A 22,901-nucleotide genomic window follows, 5' to 3' on the forward strand; every position below is an offset into this window, starting at 1 on the left:
TTTTATCTATTTCTGTTTTATCGAGTCTTTCTAATTTTCCGCTTTTGGTAATGTCTTTCAATTCGAATTTAATTTTGTTGTCAACCTTTATTGGAGTTAGTAAAATGCTAACGTATTTATCTCCTATCCATGTCACATCATGTAGTGCCGATTCTTTTAATTTATGATTGCTTGTATAAGCATTGAGACTACTTTTTATAAAAATAGTGTCTAGTTCTTTAAATGAAATTTAAAAGATATTTATTTGATTTTTACATCTGAATTTGTAGCTATTTGAAAATTATGGTTCCAAAGTATAGGACCTTTATAGTGTGCAGTGTGTGCTTCATTTTTAACATTTATTTTGATAGTATTTGTAACTATAAGATGGTCATCCCTTAAATCTAGAGTTTGGTTTAAGTTATCTATTGTACAAAATGGATTATTATTATTATTTAATTCAACTTTAAAATTTTCAGGAATTGTAATGTTTAAAATTTCTTTTAGTTTTTCTATTTCATCTTGTTTATGCTTTTGAGCATGCATTATTTGAAACATAATAATGGATGTTATACTTAATATTATATATTTTGTGTTCATAATATATAGTTTTTATTAAGCATTGATTAATTGGGAACCACCAATATTTCTACTCGTCTGTTCTGACTTCTATTTTCATCAGAATCATTATCTACGATAGGATTAGATTCTCCATAGCCCTTTTCTTGCCACTTAAATTGGGTACTTGGGATTAATTGTCTTAATTCTTTTGATACACTTTGAGCACGTGCTAAAGACAAGGATTTATTGATTGTCTCGCTGCCCACATTATCGGTATGCCCTTCAACGATTACTTTTCCTTTTTTGAGTACTGTGATACTATTCACCAATTCCTTTAAAGCAGTAATACCTTCTGGTTTTAAGTCACTTTTACCCGAATCGAATAAGACTTGGCTATCTAAATTCAGACGCATCGCAGCTCCAATAGCAGCAATGGCATCTACATCTGCACCTGGAATACTGCTTTTTTCCATAAGATCTTTAAAGCGTACATAATAAAACAGATCATTTGGTTTTACGAAAGGAGCAATATCTACTTCTGCTACTCCTCCATCTATCTTTCCTATTTTTATCCAAGATTTACCATCTTTAGATATTTCGAGTTCTGTTGGTTCTAATTGTCCGATTTCAAATAAGTACAAATCTGGACCATTAACATCTACTAACGCATTATCTGTAAACCGAATAGTTAGTGTACCTGCAAGTCCAAGGCTGTAAATACCTGTAGCATCATCAAAGGATTCTATAACATTGGGTTCTCCAAGGACATTATTTACCTCTTGTGTTAAAAGTTGTGGGTGATTAACGTGTACAACCTCATCTGCAAAAGATAATGGTCCCAATGGCAAATACACTGTTTTATTAAGATTACCAACATAGCTTACACCAACCTCATCACCGTAAAATAAATCTGGATTTAATGCTTTAAATTTCCGTTTCGCTGCTTCCGATTTACGAACAATACTTTTATGAAATTGGGTAACATTTTTTTTTCTGTATGTAATTGCACGTTGGTATTTTGGACTTGCTTTTAATTTTCCTGAAGCAATTGCCTTTTCTATTACTTCCAATTCGGCGAGTAGTTCTCTAGACTCTTTTTCACTATGCATTTGTCGTGATTTATCCTGAAGTTCTTTCATTTTATGCTCTTCTTCATCACTAGATTTAATCTCATTTTTCCGTTCTACATCTCTCATCACATAGCCTGCTTCGGTAAAATCTAGTTGAGACATTATATTAGTGCCTGCTAAAGAATCTATAGTTTTCAATTTTGCCATGGTTGCCTCAGGACCAGATTCTGCTTGTACTATTAAAATAGCTTCTTCTAAGGACACACCTGTTGATGTATTCTTTGAAGCCAACTGTTCTTTTGTAATCTTTCCTTTTATGATAGGTTCTTCATTATCATGAGCTTCTTGTCTTTCTTTGACGGCTTGTTGTGCAAGTACCCTAAGACTGTCTGGGTTGTTGATGAGTTTTTCCATGGACTCGCGAGACGCTCCACTTTTTTCTAACATATCGAGCAGTGTTTCGGTATCGAACTGTAAAACCTGATCACCTTTTTTTTCTGATCCTTCAAGTAATACTTTGCCCATATTAAGAAGGTCGTTTAATTCTGAATTAGTCGTTAGTTCTGAAGGATTATCACTATCACTACTAGAAGCCTCTGATATTGTGCTTTTGTCTGAATGTGAACTTACATCTCCATCAGAGTTTTCAGTCTCACTTGATTTGTTGCCACAAGAATAGCTTAAAAATGCAATTAGTATAAAAAGACTTATTTTTTTCATAATTCTTGTTTATTTATTAATCCTTGCTGCTTTTAAAGAGTTTATTATTGCATAAGCCTGTATTTCGTAAGTATCGTTAGTACGAAACCTGCCATTCGGACCTTGATAACAAGCACTGATACCTTCAAGATCGGCTTCAATAGAATTGATATATTCATCAAATTTTTTATTGTAAGCTGCTTTTAAATTGTTCATCGCAGGTCTTATTACAGTCGTTAAAATCGGTCCCCATGCAATTCCATAGCTTGGCATAGAAGCTAGTGTGTTTCCATATTCAATCTTGTCATTTAAATCATCGACCTCTTTTAAATAAAACTTCTGAAGGAAATTCCAATAAGCTACATGCCTGTTAAATTTTTCAATACCTTCACTTACACAGCCTTGGCAAGCGTCAAGGTCTTCGCAATACAGCAAAGCTCCGCCTCCAGCATCACTATCGCTATCAAACGCTTCATCTTCCTGAGATAATAGATCAACTTGTTGTTGCAATTGTAGTACTTGTGCTCTTAATTGATCTAATTCTTCATCGAATCTATCAACCGGTAATGTTCTTTGGTCTCCTTCTGTAGGTTCACCTGGGCTATCTTCTCCATAATTAGTATTAAAATTTTCATCTGTTTCATCCATTCTTCCTCTAATTTTTGCAGCATCTGATTCAGATAATTCTACTGAACCTGGATTAGATTCGATACGTACTGGTCTGTACTGTACAAAACCACCTTCTTCAGGTAACGGCACCTCTACATTAGTGTCGCGTACACGTGGTTTGTCAATTGCAATTGGTGCTTGATTAGTTACATTACTTGTTCTATATTCAAGAAATACTCCTGAGTCTCCCACTGGCACCAATTTAGGCTGACTGCTTTGTGCAATACAAAACTGCCCAACAGTTAAAAGAATTAATAATGAAGCTATATGTTTTCCAGCTTTTCTTTTCAATAAAAAAACAACTAGTAGTATTGTAATAATGGCTAATAATCCAATTACTATATAGGTTAGTGTGTTATTGATTCCTGCGTTAGAACCGCTTGAATTATTATCATCTTCAAAAAGTTGTCCAGTAAAACCCATTTTACGCATATGTTGGGTATATTCCTCTTTGTTATCCGTAATACGAATTAATGATTGGGTTGAAGGAAACTGCAAACCAACTTTTACTGAAATTAAATAAGGGATTCCAGCGACTTCAGAACGTACACCAATTCCAACTATATTCATAGTTCTGAATATCTTATCTACAAACTTATCGCCGTTTGTAGAAACTTTAGACTCTACTTTATCCCAATTTTTTTTATGAAAACTCAGGTCTATATTATGGTCTGGTGCTTTAGAAATTATACGCACTAGTACTGGTGCTTTTACATCTAAACCAGTTATAACAAATCTTTGTAAAGAATCTATACCACCAGTAGTCCATTCCATGGCACCTGCATACATACCATTTTTTAACTTTTCCAGTTTAATTTCGTGTGTAACCACTTTTCCGAAAGGGTCAATGAGCTGCGCATAACCAACATAGCTAAAGGCAACAAACAATAGTGTGATTATAGTTTTCATAATGGTATTGTTTTTATTAATTATTTATTGCCAAACACTTTATCAAGATCAGAGTAGCCTACACCAGTAAATTTTAATGCTGAAAAAGATATAACTTCCATAGATGCATCTTCTAATTCAGTTTCCTCAAAACGGATTTTCATATTTGAAACCTCTGCAGTTCCAGATGCTACTGTAGCATTAGACAAATCTAAAGTTCCTGAAATTGCGCTATCTGGTAAACGCTTACCTCCCTCATTAAGTAGCTGGTACATAGCGCTCATTGTACCATCTCCTTTTTTTGGAGTCTTTAGAATCGCTGTAGCTTTTTCTAACTGATTGGTGTCTGCATCATAAAAAAACTGTACGCTTTCTGAGCCTTTATCGAGTTTCTTTTTAAACGTAATTATTGCTGTACGTTTTTTTGTTTTTGCATGTGTATCAACAATACCAGAAGCCTCGGTATAAGCCCAATCTTTACCATTTATTTTACATAGAAAGGTGCCATTGGATACAGTTTTACTTTTTGTAGGGCTTCCTGTGTTATTGTTTACAACTTCCATTATTTGTTCTGTTGTAATTAATTGGTCCGTGTTTTTATTAGGTTCCTGCTTACAGGCAACTAATAGTAGGATGGCTAATAGTGTTAGGTGTGTTTTCATGATTGTTTTATTTTTAGCGATTTTGTCTTTGGTATAGAAGATTTTTAATAATCCTAACCTATTATCTAGGTTTAGTAAGTCATGTCTCGTGAGTACAACTTATTTTTGAAAACAAATAAAGTACTGTGTCATGTAATTTTATTTGTTGATTTTTTTAAGAAAAGGAAGCAAGGTAAAAACGATGGTTTTTTTTAACTTCCTTTATCACAGATTAATAGCGTCTTTTTGTTTTTTAAGCAGTAATAGTTTGAAAATTTTAATATCAAGATTGATATTAAAAACAGAATTTTAGTCTTTATAAAGAACCTATATTCAAATAGAAAAGGTGAATTTTATTTTCTGATGTAAATTTAGAATAATAAGTGCCAGAAGGATATTACATATGTAACAAAATATGCCACATATGTAACATGTCAATAAACATGGACATTGTTAATAGGTGATGGATTAACTTATTTTATTTTTTTAAAACAAGCTTAATCAAACTTCAAAATTAGTAACTTGAAAAACTATTTTTTAAAACCATAAGTAATGGCTGTCAATAAGGAACTGGATTTAGCATGGGAATTTGTAAACAATACAAATCGGTCTATCTTTCTAACAGGTAAGGCTGGGACTGGAAAAACCACGTTTTTGCATCGCTTAAAAACGAATAGCTTAAAACGTCTTGTTATTATTGCCCCTACAGGGGTAGCAGCGATCAATGCGAAAGGAGTTACCATACATTCATTTTTCCAATTACCTTTTGGGCCTATCTTACCAGATTCAGATTTGGATAATTCCAGTGGTTTTAACAGAAAGTTTAATAAGACTAAAATCAATATTATTAAGTCTATGGATTTATTAGTTATTGATGAAATTAGTATGGTTCGTGCCGATTTACTTGATGGTATCGATAAAACATTGCGTCGTTTTAGAAATAGAAATAAAGTGTTTGGTGGAGTTCAAGTACTAATGATTGGTGATTTGCAACAACTATCTCCTGTTATAAGGGATAATGAATGGCAATTATTAAAACATGTGTATGCAAATGGTTTCTTTTTTAGTAGTCATTCCTATCAACAATGTAACGCTGTAACTATTGAATTAAAACATATATACCGGCAAGAGAATCCTAAATTCATTGAGATTCTTAATGAGATTAGAAATAATGAACTAAGTGAATCTGCAGCTAAGGAACTAAACAAAAGATTCATTTCAGATTTTATTCCTAAACCAGATGAAGGTTATATTTCGTTAACTACACATAATAGCAAAGCCGATACAACAAATAATTTAGAATTAGAAAAACTTAAAACAAAAGTGTTTACTTATAATGCCAAAGTAGAAGGGAAATTTCCAGAGTTTTCTTATCCTAACAGTGAAGCGTTGCAACTTAAGGTCGGTGCTCAAGTTATGTTTATAAAGAATGATAGCAGTCAAGATAAACGCTATTTTAATGGTAAGATTGGAAAAATTATTCAATTAACCAAAGACGAAGTTACTGTGCATTGTGCCGATGATGAGTTTGATATTGTAACTAAAGCCGAAGTTTGGGAAAATATTAATTACAATGTCGATGCAGATACAAAAGCTATTACTGAAGATAAAATAGGAGCATTTACCCAAATTCCATTACGTTTAGCTTGGGCCATTACAATACACAAAAGCCAGGGTTTAACTTTTGAAAAAGCCATTATTGATGCTGGAGGTGCATTTGCTCATGGACAAACTTATGTAGCCTTAAGCAGATGTAAGTCTTTAGAAGGTTTGGTTTTAAAGAGTAAAATTAGTTCCAATCAAATTATTACAGATAGTCACGTTGTTACGTTTAATAAGAATGCTGAAGCAAATGAACCTGACCAATCTATTTTAGAAAGTTCGCAGAAAATGTTTCAACTCGATTTAGTAGCTGAAATTTTCGGGTTTTATGAATTTTTATACCCTGTAAACAGAATTCTTGATATTTTTTATAAGAATCGAAATAGTATTGAAGGAAATGTAGAACAGCAGATGGTTACCATTAAAAATGCAGTTACTAATTTATTAAAAGTGAGTAATGGTTTTAATACACAACTCAGACAACTTTCGGAGAATAATCAATTACCAGAATTAAATACCGTAATTCAAAATCGTTTTAAAAAGGCTATTTCTTATTTTAAAACAGAGACTGAAACAAATATTGGTATTCCTTTAAAAGAATTTAGTTTTACAACAGATAACAAAGCAATTGGAGGAGACATTACCAAAAACATTGATGTTATAGAAGAGTTGTTTGAATCTAAACTTTTCTATTTTAATGGACTGTCAGAGAATTTTACAACAAAATTACTTTTAGAACTACGAGCTAAATCTATGTTTATAACCAAAGATAAACCTAGAAAACCTCGAAAATCTGTTGTTGATGGTACAGTTAATGTCGATTTGTTTGAATTGTTAAGAGTACTTAGAAATGAGATTGCTACTGATAATGAATTGATACATTATCAGGTTTTTACTCAAAAGGCATTATATGAAATGTGTGAAGTTTTACCTTTAACAAAAGATGAACTTCTAGAAGTTAATGGCATGGGTAAAACTAGAGTTGAAAAATATGGTAGTGCTATATTAAATGTTATTAGAGATTACTGTGATGAGAATGATATTCAAACAGAATCTGACGAGACTATTCGTATTGAAGTAAAATCTAAAAAAGACAAAATTGATACAAAAAAAGCGTCTTTAGAATTATTTAAATCGGGTAAAACTATTGGTAATATAGCTGCTGAAAGAGATCTGAACGAGAATACTATATTTGGTCATTTAGCAAGTTATATTTCTTCAGGCGAAATCAAAATATTAGATTTAATGTCTACTGAAAATTATAACGAATTAAATAAGCTTATTCCTCAAAAGACATTTGAAAACCTATCAGAATTAAAAAATCAATTGGATGATAAATATAGTTATGGTGAGTTGCGTTTAGTTTTGGACTCTATAAATTCAGAGAAAACGAACTTAGAATCGTAACCTTCAATATATTAATAGTAACGTATTCATTAATTTAGGTGTTTTTGTAAACCCTATAGGAATCGAATATCATTAGAATACTATCTTTTAAATCAATTCTGTTGTATTAAAGAACGGACATAAAGTCTGTGTATAATTCTTAGTTTTTTTAGTTCTATCCGTAGTAATTTAATAAAATCTAAACTATTCGATTTGCTAGATTCTAAATGTCTCGTATTGTTATATAACCTATCAATAAAAAAACGTAGTGATTTGGCATATTTCAGTTTCTGAATTTGATTAGTTTCATTTTCAGCTTCAACAATTTTAGGAACCAAACCTAATGCATCAATTACTAATTTATCAGCATATTTATCCAAATGATTTTTTGATGTATGCATAGAAATTATATCCTTATCATATGTTATATACGATGCAATATGTCTAGATAATTTAAATATATCTAACGACTTTTGATAGATTATTAAGTCCTTAATATTAGTATTATGTGAGTGTGTCATCTTTCTTAACAATTAGTGCAAAATTAGTTATTAAAGATTAAATATGTATTTAGATTTTAAAGTTTAAAACGTATTTTTGTTTAATTATTAAACTTTAACTCTAAAATACCTTAAACATGCAACTTGATGCCGTTAACTGGAAAATTTTAGAATGTTTACAAAAGAATTCAAGACAATCTAATACCGTAATTGCAAAGAACGTTGGGATAAGCTCGCCTGCTGTAGCCGAACGTATTCGTAAAATGGAAGATGCAGGAATTATCGAAGGCTATATAACTCAACTTTCTTATATAGAAACAGGACATCAGTTAAAAACAATAATCACCCTTCGTGTTTTTATGGGGCGTTTAAAACCATTTTTAGAGAAAGTCTCAACTTTTAAAGAAGTGGTTAATTGCTACCGTGTAACGGGGAATGAAAACATAGTTATGGAGGCTGTTTTAAAAAATCAGAAACATTTAGGAATGTTTATCGACCAGTTAATAACCTATGGAGAGACTAAAACTCAAATTGTTTTGTCTAATGTTGTGTCAAATAACCCTTTAGTTAAAGATACTTCCGTTAAATAGCTTTAAAATCTTCAGATATTTAATATATATATAAGATTTTACACTTTTTAGTTCCAATAATTTATTATAATTTTAGCTTTACTATCATTAATTTAAACATTACAACACACTAATTAAAATTAATAGCCAATTTCATGAAAAAAACGACCTTAAAAGATATTGCTAAGGCATTAAATGTATCTGTTTCAACAGTATCTAAAGCGCTTCATGATATTCCTGAGATTAGTGAGGAAACTCGTATTTTAATTCAAAATTACGCCAAAGAGAAGAACTACAGACCAAATTATAATGCTTTAAGTTTAAAGAATAAGCGTACTAAAAGTATTGGTGTAATTATTCCAAATATGCTGAACTATTTTTACATGCAAGTATTGCAAGGTATAGAAAAGGAGGCTGCTAAGAATGGATATAGAATAATGACTTGTATTTCTAACGAATCTTACCAAAAGGAAGTTGAAATTATAGACATGTTATCTACAGGTAGTATAGATGGTTTTTTACTTGCTATTTCTGAAGAAACTGAGGAAAACGGAGCTTCTAGTCATTTTTCAGATACTGTAAAATTTGGATTTCCGATAGTTATGTTCGATCGTGTTTCTGAACATATAGAATGTGATAAAATTATTATAGATGATTTAAATGCAGCGGCAGATGCTGTAACTTCTTTAGTAAAGCAAGGTTGTAAACATATTGCTTTTGTATCTCCATTACAAAATTTAAGCATTGGTCGTTTACGTTTTGAAGGTTATAAAAAAGGACTTATTCAAAATGATTTACCTTTCGATTCTAATTTGGTTATTAATACTACTGAAGCCGATTATAAAAAGTACGATAAAATGATTAAACCGTTGTTCGATCATCATATAGACGGTATTGTGTCTACAAACGAATCTTCTGCAATTTCAGCAATGAAATTAGCAAAAGAAAATGATTATAAAATACCGGAAAATTTGGCTGTCATATCTTTTGCTAATGGTTTACTTGCTCGTCACTCTAATCCTAGATTAACTTGTATTAGTCAACATGGTGAAATTATGGGGGCAGCAGCTGTGAAAAAACTGATTAATAAATTAGAACAGAAAGACGATTCGAATATATTTACAACAGAAGTTATAGAAACCGATATTGTTTTTCGTCAATCTACACGTAATTTCTAATTTACTGTTTATCTTTTTGCCTTATCATTCTTAATTTTAGGTAATACAAAATACCAATGCATGCAAGCATTAATGCGGTTGTTGCATGCCATGTTATTTCGTATCCAAAATTAGCTATTAAATGCATTCCAGAATTGTGAGCAATAATGTGAGCAATAGAAAATGAGATGCTATACAATGCCATATATTCTCCTTGATTCCCTTTTTTAGCACGTTCTAAAGCAAAGGCATTAGAAAAAGGGAAAGCAATCATTTCTCCGATGGTCATAAACAACATCCCGATAACTAAAAAGCCAACCCAGCTGTTTATATTCAAAAACATAAAACTTATAGCCGTTAATAAAGCTCCAAAAAGCACTAATCCAGTTTTAGAATATAATGACTTCTCCAAAGATTTCACCAAAGGCATTTCTAAAGCAAAAATAACAAAACCGTTCATTCCCATTAATAAACCTATTTGGAATTCAGATAATTGATGTACTTCTTTATAGAACAAAGGAACTGTTGAGAAATATTGTAAAAAGGCTATTCCGAACAATAACATAGCGAATAGAAAGATGATATAATTCATATCGTTATAAGCCGATTTTGGATTTTCTACTATTATCTTATCTGTAACCTTTGCCTTTTTAGGATGTAAAACATTCAATAGTAATATTCCTGCCAAAAAACATGTAATACCATCTACCCAAAATAATCCGCCATAACTTAAGGTTACAATAATTAATCCTCCAATGGCTGGCCCAGCAGAAAATCCTAAGTTAATTGCTAACCTAATTAATGTTACAGACCTTACCTTGTTTTCCTGTTTACTGTATGCGCTTAAAGCCACAAACATAGCAGGTCTAAACATATCGGCGGCCATTAATAATACAAATACTCCAATAGTAATGCTAACGAAGGTGGTTAAAAATTGCAACCCTATAAATAGAAATCCTGAGAGCACTAAACTAAAAACCATGACTTTATAGTATCCAATTTTATCGGTTAGTTTCCCTCCGAGCCAAGAACCAACAACAGAACCTCCACCAAAAGCACTCATAATCCATCCCACTTCTATAAGTGAGAAATTTAAATTCTTCGTTAGATATAGCGATAAAAATGGAATTACCATCGTTCCCGCTCTGTTTATTAAGGTAATTAAAGCTAACCACCAAACTTCGTTAGATAGTCCTCTAAAGGTATCTATGTAATTATTAAAAATTGTTTTCATTGGTTTAGGTTTGATTAGTGCAAAAAAAAACGTCCAACTCTAAAAATGTTGGACGTTTTTTATATAATATATTTAAAAATGTTATATACAGAAAGCCCAGTACCTTTGGTAAGATACGCGTGTAAGCTTATACGAGTTTTTTCTGATAAACATGAATTATTTTATTTTCAAGTTCAAATCTAAATAAAAAAATGATAAGTTGTATTTTTGAATCTCAAATATTATTTAAATGAAATCTGTTTTATATATATTCTTGTTTTTCTGTTTTTTTTCTTGTTTTCAAAACAAAGAACCTTTGGTAGGAGATACGCCTTTTCAAATATCATTAAACGGAAGTTTTAAAGATGCGAGTACCTCTCCTTTAAAAAAGAAGGACAGAAAAGTGTTTAAGGGTTTAGATTTTTTTGAAGTAGATTCTACATACATTGTAAAGGCGAAATTAAAACATACACCAGATAGTACTTTTTTTGAAATGCCAACAACAACAGAACGCTTGGCAAAACAACGTGTGTTTGGAATTGTAACCTTCAAAATAAAAGATGAAGACTTCAATCTTAAAATTTACGAGAGCCAGGATCTACTAGATGAAGAAGGTTATGAAGATTATCTGTTCTTGCCTTTTTTAGATTTAACAAATGGAGAATCTACATATGGAGGTGGCCGTTATATTGAATTACGTGTAAACAATAAAGAAAAAGATAGTATTATAACTATAGATTTTAACACAGCTTTTAATCCATACTGTGCTTATAATGAAAAATATTCGTGTCCAATTGTCCCTCGAGTAAACTATTTAAATACAGAAATTACAGCAGGAGTAAAGGCGTTTGTTAAGGATTAAATATACTTAATAAGAAATACGCCGAGAAACACTGCTAAAAAGCCTAATATAAAACTGACACAGGTGTAAATTGCAAAATTTATAAAGTCACCAGTTTTTAGGAACATATGATTTTCATAAGCAAAAGTAGAGAATGTTGTCAATCCTCCGCAAAATCCAGTAGCTAATAATAAGGTGTGATTCTGTGTGATAAAATGGTTTTTAGAAGCCAAACCTAAAATAGCTCCAATAAGTAAACTCCCTATAACATTAGCAAACATTGTTCCGTATGGAATGCCTGTGTTGGCACCATTTAAATATTTACTGATTATAAATCTTAAAATGCTTCCAAAGCCACCTCCAATAAAAATCAACACCAATTGCTTCATTTGTGTTTAAAGATTTTAGTTATCGTCTAACGGTAATTTTAAGTTTTTTAATTCTAGAGGAATTGTATCTGAATCTTCTTCCAATGCGACATAGATTTCAGTAATCCAATCTGCAGGGTTTATTTTATATTTCGGATTAGTAACGAAAGTTTCCAACATAATATTACTCTTCGCTTGCTCTAAACTATTGGTGTTTAAATGCTGGAATGTTAAATCCCACGCTTTATCTAAATAATCGTAATCGCCTTTTAATGTTGTTTTAAGCGTTTTGAAAGCAGGTAACATCCCCGTTAAAATATTCGGATTAGTCGTTATAACTTGTGTACTTGTAGGTACGCAGCAAGAGAAGATTACAGCATTATTTTCTTTATCCCATTTATGATATAATACAAAAGGAAATCCAGCCATTGCAATATGATTTTCGGTAACATAATTTGTAATCTCAGGCATCATAGCTTGTACTTTTTCTTGATAATTGTCAATCTTAGAAGAGGTTGTGTTATATAAATAATAACCACCACTGTGGTTTGTAATGCCATTTATAGTTATGCTATACACTTTCATACTTGCTGAAATGGCAGAATCTAATTGTGTAAGACTTGTTTCAAATTTTGGTGCAAGTTCTTCTTCTGGTGTGCCAAAAAAAGCGTAGTATGCTTTCTTTTTAAAAGGAATATTTTTACTACTCATAGTTAAAGTAACCGTAGATGCTTTTGAAGAAGTAGAATCAATTTTCCAATCTAATTGAGATTTAGGATATTCAGAAAAAATAATATCTTGGTGTATTGTTGATGGTTTTGATGAGCTAGTAGTAGTAATTCTTCCAATAGCATTATCTTCCAACCAGGTGTATTCTTTACTGTTTAAAATAGAATCTGAAGTGCTCATTTTCTTCCAAGGTGCCCAAGAACTCCAGTGGTTTAAATCGCTTACATAATTATATATAACTTCTTGTGGCGCTTCTATTGTTTTAGTTTTTGAGAAGCTAAAATCATTGGGTTGGACTGCGATATAAATGGCAGAACCTATGAATGCAATTAGTAAAATGAATAGAATATATTTGGTAGATTTCATTAGAGTAGCGTTGGATAAAATCAAAGATAATCAATTTTATTTCAATTTTTTAAAAAGCGTATTTGTTCTTTGTTTATGTTGATTTTCTAGTCGTTTGTCTGTAAATGAAGGCTTTTAATCCGATTAGATTGCCGTGTCTTTTAGTAGAATATTAAAAGAGATTATAAAAACTATAGAAAAGTATTTCTTGAGCTCATTTTTAGTTTGAAAATTAAATGATTTTCAATGAGAAGTAAAAACAAATTAATTTGTGAAAAATATAAAGAACTTTTAGCCTTTAAAGATTAATTTTATGCTGATGATAAATAAAAGAAAGGCAATAAATCCCACTAAAACCCATATGCTACCACTGTAATATTTTTTATGAAGAGCGAAATCTTTTTTATAAGTGTAAATTATAGAGATAACAAAAACTATAAAAAATATGACTCCAAAAATCAGTTGACCATTTGTAAACATGGGGTGCTTGCGAATTAATTAAAAATACTAACTTTAAATTTTAAATACTTAATAATTAACTCTAAAACATTGTGTTTGTTGTTAATTTATCAAGTTTGTAAATGTAATCAAAAAAATAATATTTTAGTAATATGAACAATAAAATAGAGTCAGTTAAAGCATTTTATACTGCGTTTAAATTAGAGTATAGCGAAACACAGCGTGCCGATTTGGGAGAAAACAAAAACCTGCTACGTTTTAATTTAATGAAAGAAGAGAACGAGGAATATCTAGAAGCAGTAAACAATAAAGACCTTGTTGAAATTGCTGATGCTTTAGGAGATATGCTTTATATTTTATGTGGAACCATAATTGAACACGGTTTACAACATAAAATTGAAGATGTGTTTAATGAAATACAACGTAGTAATATGAGTAAGTTAGATAACGACGGCGAGCCTATTTATAGAGCAGATGGGAAAGTGATAAAAGGACCTAATTATTCTAAACCGGATCTTATTTCAATATTAAAGTAATAAAAAGAGCGACTATTTAGTCGCTCTTTTTATTTTATATACTTTGTCTCCAACCGTAAGGGTCTTCAGATTTATTATATTGTATGTTTAATAACTTCTCTTTAAAGATAGAAGAGAAACTTTTTTCTTGTTTCGGAATCTCGTAAGATTCTCCTTTATGAGAAAAAGCTGAAATAGGACTAACAACAGCCGCAGTTCCAGAACCAAAAATTTCTTTTAAAGATCCGTTTTTGCTAGCCTCAACAATTTCACTTACTTTAATAGGTCTAACTTCTACATTAATATCAGAATCTTTAGCAATCTGGATAATACTTTTACGAGTAATTCCGTCTAAAATTCTTTCGCTAGTTGGTGCAGTAACTAAGTTGTCGCCAATTCTAAAAAAGACATTCATTGTTCCTGCTTCCTCTAAATACTCATGTGTATCTGCATCGGTCCAGATAATTTGTTGAAAACCTTCTTTGTTTGCTAAACTAGTTGGATAAAATTGAGCAGCATAATTTCCCGCCGCTTTTGCAAAACCAACACCACCGTTAGCAGATCTACTAAACTGTTCAGCAACTAAAACACGAACATCTCCAGTATAATAAGATTGTGCAGGCGAACAAATAATTAAGAATTTGTACTCTAATGCAGGAGACGCAGCAATTGCCGGTTCTGTAGCTATTACAAACGGTCTAATGTAAAGAGAGTTTCCAAAACCAGGTTTTACCCAAGCCTGATCTAAATTAAGAAGGGTTTTTAAACCATCCATAAAAACATCTTGAGGAAACGCAGGCATAGCCAAACGTTCTGCTGATTTATTTATACGTTTCAGATTTTCTTCTGGTCGAAATAACCAGACTTTATCTGCTTCATCTTTATATGCTTTCATACCTTCAAAAACAGCTTGACCATAATGGAATACACGTGCTGAAGGATCTAAAGTTAAAGGAGCATAAGGCGATATTTCTGGCTTCTGCCATTCGCCGTTTTTAAAGTCACAAGTAAACATGTGATCTGTAAAAATTTTACCAAAAGACAAATTTTCAAAATCTACATCTTGTATCTTGCTTGTTTTTGCTTTTGTAATTTCAATCGTATTTGTCAAAATATTACAATTTACTTAATTAAACAGTGTTCTAAATATAGTATAAAAGTAGTATAAAAATTTCAAAAAGGTTTTAAAAATCGTGTATATTTACGTCTTGCTATAACTGCTAATTATAGATTAGCTGAACCTTCATTTAGATTTTAATATTTTAATTAATCTTTCTCAATATTTCTTGTTTTGGAACGTAAAATTATTACAACTGCAGATGGTTCTTCAACCATTTATTTACCAGATTTAGATGAAACTTATCATTCTAGACATGGTGCGATTCGAGAAGCTTTGCATGTTTTTATTAAAGAAGGATTACAATATCGGTTAAAGAAGGATTCTGAATTAGGTCATATTTCTATTTTAGAAATTGGGTTTGGAACGGGTTTAAATGCTTTTTTAACATGTTTGGAAGCAGCACATCTAAAGTGTAATATAAATTATACAGGAGTAGAAGCTTATCCTGTAACTGCAGACGATTTGATTCATATTAATTATTCTAAAGAGATTTCTTCTGGAACTCAAGACTCTATTTTTAATGCGCTTCATGAGGTGTCTTGGGAAACAAAACACGAAATTATAGATCGGTTTTCGTTAACAAAACAACAAAAAATGTTTGATTATATTGATGACGAAGCCGTGCATGATATTATCTATTTTGATGCTTTTGGACCGCGAGTTCAACCAGAATTATGGGGAGAATCTGTTTTTGAAATTATGATTAAAGCGTTAAAGCCTGGCGGTGTTTTAGTTACATATTCGGCACAAGGTAATGCTAGACGTGCTATGCAAGCCGTGGGGTTTTTAGTAGAGCGTATTCCTGGACCTCCGGGGAAAAGAGAAATGTTAAGAGCAAATAAACCTATATAATTACAAATTATGAATCCTATTATTGAAGATGAGTTGTTTAAAAAAGAAAATTATAGGGAAAATCCTTTGCCTTTAGCAGACTATGATGGCTGTTCGTTTGAGCAATGCGATTTTTCTAATGGAAATCTTTCAGGAATAGTTTTTAACGAATGTGAGTTTATAGATTGTAATTTGAGCAATACTACAATTAAGAATACAACACTTAACGATGTTTCTTTTTCAGGATGTAAATTATTAGGAATGGAATTTAAGAATGTCAGTACATTTTTAATGCGATTTAATTTTAATAATTGTAATCTGCAAATGGCACAATTCGATTTTTTAAAACTGAAACAAACCGCATTTGTAAACTGTGAATTGCAACAAGCTTCATTTTATGAGACCGATTTATCTGAAGCTGTTTTCGACGAAAGTAATTTGCAAGATGCTCAGTTTCTTAATTCTAATTTAGAAGGAACTCATTTTCAAACTGCATATAATTTCAATATAGATCCAGAGCGTAATAAGATGAAGGGTGCAAAGTTTTCTAGTGGAGACTTAGAAGGGTTGCTACAGAAATATCAGCTTCATATTAATTAAGTTACTCTAAAATTATTAATTAAAGTTTGTCCAGATTACTGTTAAACCTTACTTAATGTAGGGGATAACCATTTGTGTATTTGGTATTTTTGTGTAAAAATTAGAATATGGGAGTCTTAATTACAGGAGCTACTGGACTTTTGGGTACTAAATTAGTGGAACTTTGCCTCCAAAAGGAATTGAGTGTAAATTATTTAACAACCCGAAAGGATAAGATAGTAACTAAAAAAAAATATAAAGGCTTTTATTGGAATCCGAATACCAACGAAATAGATACGGATTGTTTTAAGGATATAAATGTTATTATTCATTTAGCAGGAGGTACTGTTTCTAAACGTTGGACAACTTCAAATAAAAAAGAAATTTTAGATAGCCGTGTTTTATCAACACGATTATTACATCGTGGATTAAAATCGTTACCGCAACATAATGTCTCTCAAATTATTTCTGCTAGTGGTATAAACATTTATCCAGATTCTTTAACCAGACTTTATAACGAAAAGGATACTCAAATTAACAGTTCGTTTTTAGGAGATGTGGTTAAAGCTTGGGAAGCTGAAGTCGATACCTTTTTTGGATTAAATGTTAAAGTTGCCAAAGTAAGAATAGGACTTGTACTTGCTAATGAAGGAGGCGCTTTGCCAGAATTTAAGAAACCAATAGATTTAGGTTTGGGAGCTGTTTTTGGAAAAGGAGAACAATGGCAATCTTGGATTCATGTAGACGATGTTGTTCGTGTGTTTATGTATATATTAAAATACTGTGAGGTTGGTACTTTTAACGCTGTAGCTCCAAATCCCGTAGCACAATGCGAATTAGTAAAGTCCATAGCGAAGACTTTAGATAAGCCAATGTTTTTACCAAATATCCCGAAAGCTGTAATGAAAATTGCTTTAGGAGAAATGCATGACTTATTGTTTTGTAGTCAGCGAGTAAGTAGTAAAAAACTAGAAAATAAAGGCTTCGTATTTAAATATCCAAATCTTCAGCCAGCATTATTACAATTATTGGCATAAAAAAAGACTACCTTTTCAGATAGTCTTTTGTTTAATTGAAATCTTTTATGTTTTAAGATTTTGAAGCATTAACTTTAATAGTTAAAGCAATCTCATCGTTTATAAATTTGTCTCCAAGATTATCGAAAACAGATTTCGAACCGTAATTTACACCCCATACTGTTCTGTCAATTTCAAAAGTTTCGCTTACAATACTCAAGGTATTTCCACTGGTAGAAACAGTAACAGGAAATGATACATTTTTCTGAATATCTTTCAATTTTAAATTTCCAGAAAGGATTGTTTTACCCGCGCTGTCTGTAGTAACTCCAGTGATTTCAAATCCAGCACTTGGGTATTTGTTTACATTAAAAAAATCACCTTCTTTACCTTCAACAGTACCTTTTAAATGCGCTTCTAAATTTTGTCTTTTATCACCTTCAACATCCAAAGCAACAATACTATTCATATTTATAATTATAGTACCACTTTGTAAGGTGTTATCTTCTAAAGTAAGCACGCCAGATTCTATGTTCACTGTTCCATTATGCGTTCCTGTAGGTTTAAAACCTTTCCACTCAATTGTCGAATTAGAAACATCTACATTATATTTTGCTGAAGACATAGCACTTTTAGCTACGGGTTCTGCGGCAGTGGCATCAACCTCTTTGGCGTTGTTTTTACAGGAAGTAGCAGATGTACCTATTGTTAATACACACATTAACGTTAAAATTCTATTTTTCATATTGACTTGTTTTAAGTTTAATTTCAAAAATAATTAAAATACAAGGACTAATGAAAGAAAGGTAAAATTTATTTATGACATTTTGACAAATTTTGAAAGATGGCAGTACTTTTGCCTTCAATCGGTAGTGTTTATTTAAAAAAGAAAGACATGAGTAAAGAAGAGATTCAAAAAGACGTGGAAAACGACAATATACAAGATCAAGTTGAAGAGCAAGTAAGTGAGAATCAGGAATTATCTGTAGAGGAAGATTTGCAAATTAAATTGGATGCAGAAAAAGATAAATTTTTAAGATTGTTTGCTGAGTTCGAAAATTATAAAAAACGAACTTCTAGAGAGCGTATCGAGTTATTTAAAACTGCCAATCAAGATGTCATGGTAGCCTTATTGCCTGTGGTTGACGATTTTGATCGTGCTTACAGTGAAATTTCTAAAACAAAAGAAAAGAATCTTTTAAAAGGAGTAGAGCTAATTAAAAACAAACTTAATCACCTATTACAATCTAAAGGTTTAGAGATTGTAGAAGCAGAAGCTGGCGATGTTTTTAATGCAGACCATCATGAAGCAATTACACAAATTCCTGCGCCAACACCAGATTTAAAAGGAAAAATTATAGATGTTATTGAAAAAGGCTACAAATTAGGAGAGAAGGTAATTCGTTTTCCTAAAGTTGTAATCGGACAATAACACATTCACATTATATACTATAGTGTAAACAATATTAACGGTCGAAAGTGACACACACAATGAAGAGAGATTATTACGAAATTTTAGGTGTTCAGAAAAATGCTACTGCAGCTGAAATCAAAAAAGCTTACAGAAAAAAAGCAATTGAGTTTCACCCAGATAAGAATCCAGATAACAAAGATGCTGAAACTAAATTTAAGGAAGCGGCAGAAGCTTACGAAATTTTAAGCAATCAAGACAAAAAAGCACGTTATGACCAATTTGGTCACCAAGCATTCGAAGGCGGCGGTGGCGGCGGTTATGGTGGTGGAGGCCATATGAATATGGACGACATTTTTAGCCAATTCGGAGATATCTTCGGAGGTGGTGGCTTTGGCGGCGGCGGCGGATTTTCAGGATTTGGTGGTGGCGGTGGCCAACGCCGAGTAAAAGGAAGTAACCTTAGAATTCGTGTAAAACTAACACTAGAAGAAATTGCTAACGGTGTAGAAAAGAAAGTAAAAGTAAGACGTAAAGTACAAGCGCCAGGAACTACATATAATACATGTTCTACATGTCAAGGTTCTGGTCAAGTTACACGTATTGCAAATACTATTTTAGGACGCATGCAAACAGCAGCACCTTGTAATGCTTGTGGTGGTTCTGGTCAAACAATCGATAAAAAACCTAACGATGCAGATGCTCAAGGGTTAGTCGTTAAAGAAGAAACGGTTTCTATTAAAATTCCTGCAGGAGTAGTAGATGGTATGCAGCTTAAAGTTACAGGAAAAGGTAACGAAGCGCCAGGAACTATGGGAATCTCAGGAGACTTGTTAGTCGCAATCGAAGAAGAAGAACACAGCAGCTTACAACGTGAAGGCGATAATCTTCATTTTGATTTGTATGTAAGTATTCCAGATGCAGTTTTAGGAACATCTAAAGAAATTGAAACTGTAACCGGTAAGGTGCGTATTAAAATTGAAGCAGGTACACAATCTGGTAAAATTTTACGCTTACGCGGAAAAGGAATTCCTAATATAAATGGTTATGCGAAAGGTGATTTATTAGTACATGTTAATGTATGGACACCTAAAACATTAAATAAGCAACAAAAAGACTTTTTTGAAACCATGCGTGATGATGAACATTTTTTACCAAAACCAGAAAGTTCAGATAAGTCGTTTTTTGAGAAAGTAAAAGATATGTTTTCTTAAAAATCAATTCCAAATACAACTTAAAACATCCACCAGAATACGGTGGATGTTTTTATTTTATGTATTTCGTAAAAAATTTATTAAAAAATTAGGAGATACTTAATATAAAGCACTATATTTGGTTTATTACTAAATACAATTAGTAATTTTTTTCTTTTTCATAGCAATTTTTTTCCCATCCTTAGGTTTATTTAAGGGTGGGTTTTGTGATTTTAGGAATAACTGGTTTTTAAGAACTATTATTAAAGTTGTTGTCTTACATTTAATATATTTACATCCTCAATAAACTAAACTCACGAATGCATAACATATTAGAAGCCCATAATATTTCTAAAAAATTTGGAAATTTCACGGCGCTTAACGACGTTTCTATAGAAGTTCCTCAAGGTAGTATTTTTGGTTTATTAGGACCAAACGGTGCTGGAAAGACCACTTTAATCCGAATTATAAATCAGATTATGATGCCAGATTCAGGGCATGTTATTTTAGATGGAGAACCTTTAAAAAATCACCATGTAAAGGATATCGGCTACTTGCCAGAAGAACGCGGTTTATATAAATCTATGAAAGTTGGAGAGCAAGCTTTATACTTAGCGCAATTAAAAGGTTTAAGCAAAGCTGAAGCAAAAAAAAGATTGCATTATTGGTTCGATCGTTTAGAAATAGGTGATTGGTGGAATAAGAAAATTCAAGAATTATCTAAAGGAATGGCGCAAAAAATCCAATTTGTGGTTACCGTTTTACACGAACCTAAATTGCTGATTTTCGACGAACCTTTCTCAGGATTCGACCCGATAAATGCAAACTTAATAAAAGACGAAATCTTACGTTTAAGAGATAATGGCTCTACCGTGATTTTTTCAACACACCGCATGGAGTCTGTCGAAGAGTTATGTGATCATATTGCATTGATTAATAAATCGAATAAAATATTAGACGGTAAACTTACCGAAATTAAGAGGCAATATAAAAGTAACTCTTACGAGATTGGAGTAAAAACTTCTAACATAGAGGGGCTACATAGAGAATTAACTGAAAAATTTGAAGTGTCTCCAGCTCAATTCAAAACTATAGACGAACAGTTAAAATTGAATGTGAAAATGTCTTCAACCGAAAATTCTAACGACTTATTACGTTATTTAACTACTAAAGGAGAAGTGTCTCATTTTGTAGAATTGTTGCCAAGCACAAACGATATTTTTATTAAAGCCATTCAGAACAATAGTTAAACATGAATCATTTACCACTCATAATTAAAAGAGAGTACTTAACGAAAGTTAAAAATAAAGCATTTATTGTGATGACTGTTATAAGTCCTGTTGTACTTATTGCGCTTATTGCGACTGTGGCCTATTTATCTCAAATTAGTAGTCATAAGGTGCGAACTATAGCGATTTTAGACGAATCGGGTTTAGTTTCAAATGCATTTAAAGATACAGAAACTACAAAATATAAATTCTTAACAAATATAGATTTAGAAGCTGCCAAGGTATTGGTAAATGCGCAAGAAGATTACGGATTATTGCATATTGAAAAAAGTGAAGATGTTAATTATTTAGAAAATCACGTTAAGTTTTATTCTGAAGACTCTCCTTCATTATCAATTGTTTCGGAGTTAGAAGGTAAGGTAGAAAAATCTTTAACAGATGTAAAGTTGCAACAAGTTGGTGTAGATTTAGATAAAATTGAGTCTGCCAAAATTGATGTAAGCATCATTCAAGAAAATTTTTCAGGAGAAAAAACTTCAAAAGTCGAAAGTATAATTAAACTAGCATTTGGTGGTGCTGCAGGTTATTTGCTCTTTATGTTCATTATTATTTATGGTAATATGATTATGCGTAGTGTTATTGAAGAGAAAACCAGTCGTGTTATCGAGGTTATTATTTCTTCAGTAAAACCGATGCAGCTTATGCTAGGGAAAATTATAGGAACGTCTTTAGCAGGGATTACTCAAATTATTATTTGGATTATTTTAGGCGGATTTTTAACAGCATTGGTTGGATTTGTCTTCGGAATAGATATGAGTCAAACGCCACAGCAACAAGTCGTTCAGCAATCTATTTTAGATCAGCAATTAAACGGACAAATAAGTACGGTGTTGGCAGGTTTTTACCATTTACCACTCACCAATTTAATTATTGCATTTGTGATGTTTTTTATTGCAGGATATCTATTATATAGTTCAATGTATGCTGCAATTGGAGCTGCGGTAGATAACGAAACCGATACGCAACAGTTTGTTTTTCCTATTTTAATGCCGCTAGTATTATCTGTTTACATCGGATTTTTTACTGTTATTGAGGACCCACACGGAACCGTTTCAACTATATTTTCGTTTATACCTTTAACATCACCTGTTGTTATGCTAATGCGAATTCCTTTTGGAGTTCCAATATGGCAACAGCTTTTGTCGTTATTACTTTTAATAGCCTCGTTTTTAATTACAGTTTGGTTTGCGGCGAAAATCTATCGTGTTGGGATTTTAATGTATGGAAAAAAACCTACATATAAGGAATTAATTAAATGGATTAAGTATTAG

Annotated in this window: 22 protein-coding genes; 12 read left to right on the top strand and 10 right to left on the bottom strand. The window is 31.7% G+C overall.

Translation table 11 applies throughout. The features are described 5' to 3' along the window. Positions 1-240: 240 nt before the first annotated feature. From R6X41_RS16895 to R6X41_RS16910, 4 genes are read right to left on the bottom strand one after another with little or no spacing between them, the layout of a single operon-like run. On the bottom strand, positions 241-579 hold the full coding sequence (locus R6X41_RS16895) for a hypothetical protein (RefSeq protein ID WP_318501537.1): 339 nt from the start codon (positions 577-579) through the stop codon (positions 241-243). A gap of 26 nt (positions 580-605) precedes the next feature. Next, positions 606-2,330: an OmpA family protein gene (locus R6X41_RS16900; RefSeq protein WP_318501538.1), complete on the bottom strand. Its 1,725-nt coding sequence runs from the start codon at positions 2,328-2,330 to the stop codon at positions 606-608. Between the two features lie 9 nt (positions 2,331-2,339). Further along, positions 2,340-3,887: a hypothetical protein gene (locus R6X41_RS16905; protein WP_318501539.1), complete on the bottom strand. Its 1,548-nt coding sequence runs from the start codon at positions 3,885-3,887 to the stop codon at positions 2,340-2,342. A 20-nt stretch (positions 3,888-3,907) separates the two neighbouring features. Beyond that, on the bottom strand, positions 3,908-4,528 hold the full coding sequence (locus tag R6X41_RS16910; protein ID WP_318501540.1) for a hypothetical protein: 621 nt from the start codon (positions 4,526-4,528) through the stop codon (positions 3,908-3,910). 531 nt (positions 4,529-5,059) lie between these two features. On the opposite strand from R6X41_RS16910, the gene R6X41_RS16915 reads away from it, so the two are divergent. Continuing rightward, a complete protein-coding gene (locus R6X41_RS16915; protein WP_318501541.1) occupies positions 5,060-7,516 on the top strand; it encodes a helix-turn-helix domain-containing protein in 2,457 nt (818 codons plus the stop codon). Between the two features lie 92 nt (positions 7,517-7,608). Here R6X41_RS16915 and R6X41_RS16920 read toward each other — a convergent pair whose 3' ends face one another. Further along, the gene (locus R6X41_RS16920) at positions 7,609-8,016 is read right to left on the bottom strand and encodes a hypothetical protein (RefSeq protein ID WP_318501542.1); all 408 of its coding nucleotides are present in this window, start codon (positions 8,014-8,016) and stop codon (positions 7,609-7,611) included. Positions 8,017-8,132: 116 nt separating this feature from the next. Between R6X41_RS16920 and R6X41_RS16925 the strand changes: the two genes are divergently transcribed. Together R6X41_RS16925 and R6X41_RS16930 are read left to right on the top strand one after the other, a co-directional pair. Further along, on the top strand, positions 8,133-8,585 hold the full coding sequence (locus R6X41_RS16925; RefSeq protein ID WP_318501543.1) for an Lrp/AsnC family transcriptional regulator: 453 nt from the start codon (positions 8,133-8,135) through the stop codon (positions 8,583-8,585). Positions 8,586-8,719: 134 nt separating this feature from the next. Next, complete coding sequence (locus R6X41_RS16930; RefSeq protein WP_318501544.1) at positions 8,720-9,742, top strand: LacI family DNA-binding transcriptional regulator; 1,023 nt, start codon at positions 8,720-8,722, stop codon at positions 9,740-9,742. 1 nt (position 9,743) lies between these two features. On the opposite strand, the gene R6X41_RS16935 is transcribed toward R6X41_RS16930, so the two are convergent. Further along, on the bottom strand, positions 9,744-10,955 hold the full coding sequence (locus R6X41_RS16935) for an MFS transporter (RefSeq protein ID WP_318501545.1): 1,212 nt from the start codon (positions 10,953-10,955) through the stop codon (positions 9,744-9,746). A gap of 229 nt (positions 10,956-11,184) precedes the next feature. Here R6X41_RS16935 and R6X41_RS16940 point away from each other — a divergent pair, with 229 nt between their 5' ends. Beyond that, the gene (locus tag R6X41_RS16940; RefSeq protein WP_318501546.1) at positions 11,185-11,796 is read left to right on the top strand and encodes a DUF1684 domain-containing protein; all 612 of its coding nucleotides are present in this window, start codon (positions 11,185-11,187) and stop codon (positions 11,794-11,796) included. On the opposite strand, the gene crcB is transcribed toward R6X41_RS16940, so the two are convergent. Then, the gene (gene crcB / locus R6X41_RS16945) at positions 11,793-12,164 is read right to left on the bottom strand and encodes a fluoride efflux transporter CrcB (protein WP_318501547.1); all 372 of its coding nucleotides are present in this window, start codon (positions 12,162-12,164) and stop codon (positions 11,793-11,795) included. The two genes, R6X41_RS16940 and crcB, sit on opposite strands and share 4 nt — an antisense overlap. Positions 12,165-12,179: 15 nt before the next feature. After that, the gene (locus R6X41_RS16950; RefSeq protein ID WP_318501548.1) at positions 12,180-13,238 is read right to left on the bottom strand and encodes an SRPBCC family protein; all 1,059 of its coding nucleotides are present in this window, start codon (positions 13,236-13,238) and stop codon (positions 12,180-12,182) included. A 590-nt stretch (positions 13,239-13,828) separates the two neighbouring features. Between R6X41_RS16950 and R6X41_RS16955 the strand changes: the two genes are divergently transcribed. After that, the gene (locus R6X41_RS16955) at positions 13,829-14,212 is read left to right on the top strand and encodes a pyrophosphohydrolase domain-containing protein (RefSeq protein WP_318501549.1); all 384 of its coding nucleotides are present in this window, start codon (positions 13,829-13,831) and stop codon (positions 14,210-14,212) included. Positions 14,213-14,246: 34 nt separating this feature from the next. Here the strand turns inward: R6X41_RS16955 and R6X41_RS16960 are convergent, their stop codons facing one another. Beyond that, positions 14,247-15,302 (bottom strand): branched-chain amino acid aminotransferase, encoded by a 1,056-nt coding sequence (locus R6X41_RS16960; protein WP_318501550.1) that lies wholly within the window; start codon positions 15,300-15,302, stop codon positions 14,247-14,249. 180 nt (positions 15,303-15,482) lie between these two features. On the opposite strand from R6X41_RS16960, the gene mnmC2 reads away from it, so the two are divergent. The 3 genes from mnmC2 to R6X41_RS16975 all read left to right on the top strand — a co-directional run bounded on the left by mnmC2 (position 15,483) and on the right by R6X41_RS16975 (position 17,758). Further along, complete coding sequence (gene mnmC2 / locus R6X41_RS16965) at positions 15,483-16,163, top strand: tRNA (5-methylaminomethyl-2-thiouridine)(34)-methyltransferase MnmC2 (RefSeq protein ID WP_318501551.1); 681 nt, start codon at positions 15,483-15,485, stop codon at positions 16,161-16,163. Between the two features lie 9 nt (positions 16,164-16,172). Continuing rightward, positions 16,173-16,742 carry a pentapeptide repeat-containing protein gene (locus tag R6X41_RS16970; RefSeq protein ID WP_318501552.1) on the top strand — a complete coding sequence of 190 codons (570 nt, stop codon included), beginning with the start codon at positions 16,173-16,175 and terminating at the stop codon, positions 16,740-16,742. 107 nt (positions 16,743-16,849) lie between these two features. Further along, positions 16,850-17,758, top strand: coding sequence for a TIGR01777 family oxidoreductase (locus R6X41_RS16975; RefSeq protein ID WP_318501553.1), 909 nt, complete (start codon positions 16,850-16,852; stop codon positions 17,756-17,758). A gap of 52 nt (positions 17,759-17,810) precedes the next feature. Here R6X41_RS16975 and R6X41_RS16980 read toward each other — a convergent pair whose 3' ends face one another. Beyond that, positions 17,811-18,482, bottom strand: coding sequence for a YceI family protein (locus R6X41_RS16980; protein WP_318501554.1), 672 nt, complete (start codon positions 18,480-18,482; stop codon positions 17,811-17,813). Between the two features lie 99 nt (positions 18,483-18,581). Here R6X41_RS16980 and R6X41_RS16985 point away from each other — a divergent pair, with 99 nt between their 5' ends. The 4 genes from R6X41_RS16985 (at position 18,582) to R6X41_RS17000 (ending at position 22,901) form a co-directional block, all read left to right on the top strand. Then, the gene (locus tag R6X41_RS16985; RefSeq protein WP_412176277.1) at positions 18,582-19,169 is read left to right on the top strand and encodes a nucleotide exchange factor GrpE; all 588 of its coding nucleotides are present in this window, start codon (positions 18,582-18,584) and stop codon (positions 19,167-19,169) included. A 59-nt stretch (positions 19,170-19,228) separates the two neighbouring features. Then, positions 19,229-20,362, top strand: a complete 1,134-nt coding sequence (dnaJ, locus tag R6X41_RS16990) for a molecular chaperone DnaJ (protein ID WP_318501555.1) — start codon at positions 19,229-19,231, stop codon at positions 20,360-20,362. 299 nt (positions 20,363-20,661) lie between these two features. Next, entirely contained in the window at positions 20,662-21,591 is a 930-nt protein-coding gene (locus R6X41_RS16995) for an ABC transporter ATP-binding protein (RefSeq protein WP_318501556.1), read from the top strand. 2 nt (positions 21,592-21,593) lie between these two features. Then, positions 21,594-22,901, top strand: coding sequence for an ABC transporter permease (locus tag R6X41_RS17000; protein WP_318501557.1), 1,308 nt, complete (start codon positions 21,594-21,596; stop codon positions 22,899-22,901).

The sequence above is a fragment of the Formosa sejongensis genome (assembly GCF_033447105.1).
Taxonomy (GTDB): Bacteria; Bacteroidota; Bacteroidia; order Flavobacteriales; family Flavobacteriaceae; genus Formosa.

Excerpts from the sequence above, each read along its gene's own strand:
- R6X41_RS16895 (WP_318501537.1), bottom strand. The coding sequence starts at position 579 with ATGAACACAAAATATATAATATTAAGTATAACATCCATTATTATGTTT.
- R6X41_RS16900 (WP_318501538.1), bottom strand. The coding sequence starts at position 2,330 with ATGAAAAAAATAAGTCTTTTTATACTAATTGCATTTTTAAGCTATTCT.
- R6X41_RS16905 (WP_318501539.1), bottom strand. The coding sequence starts at position 3,887 with ATGAAAACTATAATCACACTATTGTTTGTTGCCTTTAGCTATGTTGGT.
- R6X41_RS16910 (WP_318501540.1), bottom strand. The coding sequence starts at position 4,528 with ATGAAAACACACCTAACACTATTAGCCATCCTACTATTAGTTGCCTGT.
- R6X41_RS16915 (WP_318501541.1), top strand. The coding sequence starts at position 5,060 with ATGGCTGTCAATAAGGAACTGGATTTAGCATGGGAATTTGTAAACAAT.
- R6X41_RS16920 (WP_318501542.1), bottom strand. The coding sequence starts at position 8,016 with ATGACACACTCACATAATACTAATATTAAGGACTTAATAATCTATCAA.
- R6X41_RS16925 (WP_318501543.1), top strand. The coding sequence starts at position 8,133 with ATGCAACTTGATGCCGTTAACTGGAAAATTTTAGAATGTTTACAAAAG.
- R6X41_RS16930 (WP_318501544.1), top strand. The coding sequence starts at position 8,720 with ATGAAAAAAACGACCTTAAAAGATATTGCTAAGGCATTAAATGTATCT.
- R6X41_RS16935 (WP_318501545.1), bottom strand. The coding sequence starts at position 10,955 with ATGAAAACAATTTTTAATAATTACATAGATACCTTTAGAGGACTATCT.
- R6X41_RS16940 (WP_318501546.1), top strand. The coding sequence starts at position 11,185 with ATGAAATCTGTTTTATATATATTCTTGTTTTTCTGTTTTTTTTCTTGT.
- crcB (WP_318501547.1), bottom strand. The coding sequence starts at position 12,164 with ATGAAGCAATTGGTGTTGATTTTTATTGGAGGTGGCTTTGGAAGCATT.
- R6X41_RS16950 (WP_318501548.1), bottom strand. The coding sequence starts at position 13,238 with ATGAAATCTACCAAATATATTCTATTCATTTTACTAATTGCATTCATA.
- R6X41_RS16955 (WP_318501549.1), top strand. The coding sequence starts at position 13,829 with ATGAACAATAAAATAGAGTCAGTTAAAGCATTTTATACTGCGTTTAAA.
- R6X41_RS16970 (WP_318501552.1), top strand. The coding sequence starts at position 16,173 with ATGAATCCTATTATTGAAGATGAGTTGTTTAAAAAAGAAAATTATAGG.
- R6X41_RS16975 (WP_318501553.1), top strand. The coding sequence starts at position 16,850 with ATGGGAGTCTTAATTACAGGAGCTACTGGACTTTTGGGTACTAAATTA.
- R6X41_RS16980 (WP_318501554.1), bottom strand. The coding sequence starts at position 18,482 with ATGAAAAATAGAATTTTAACGTTAATGTGTGTATTAACAATAGGTACA.
- R6X41_RS16985 (WP_412176277.1), top strand. The coding sequence starts at position 18,582 with ATGGCAGTACTTTTGCCTTCAATCGGTAGTGTTTATTTAAAAAAGAAA.
- dnaJ (WP_318501555.1), top strand. The coding sequence starts at position 19,229 with ATGAAGAGAGATTATTACGAAATTTTAGGTGTTCAGAAAAATGCTACT.
- R6X41_RS16995 (WP_318501556.1), top strand. The coding sequence starts at position 20,662 with ATGCATAACATATTAGAAGCCCATAATATTTCTAAAAAATTTGGAAAT.
- R6X41_RS17000 (WP_318501557.1), top strand. The coding sequence starts at position 21,594 with ATGAATCATTTACCACTCATAATTAAAAGAGAGTACTTAACGAAAGTT.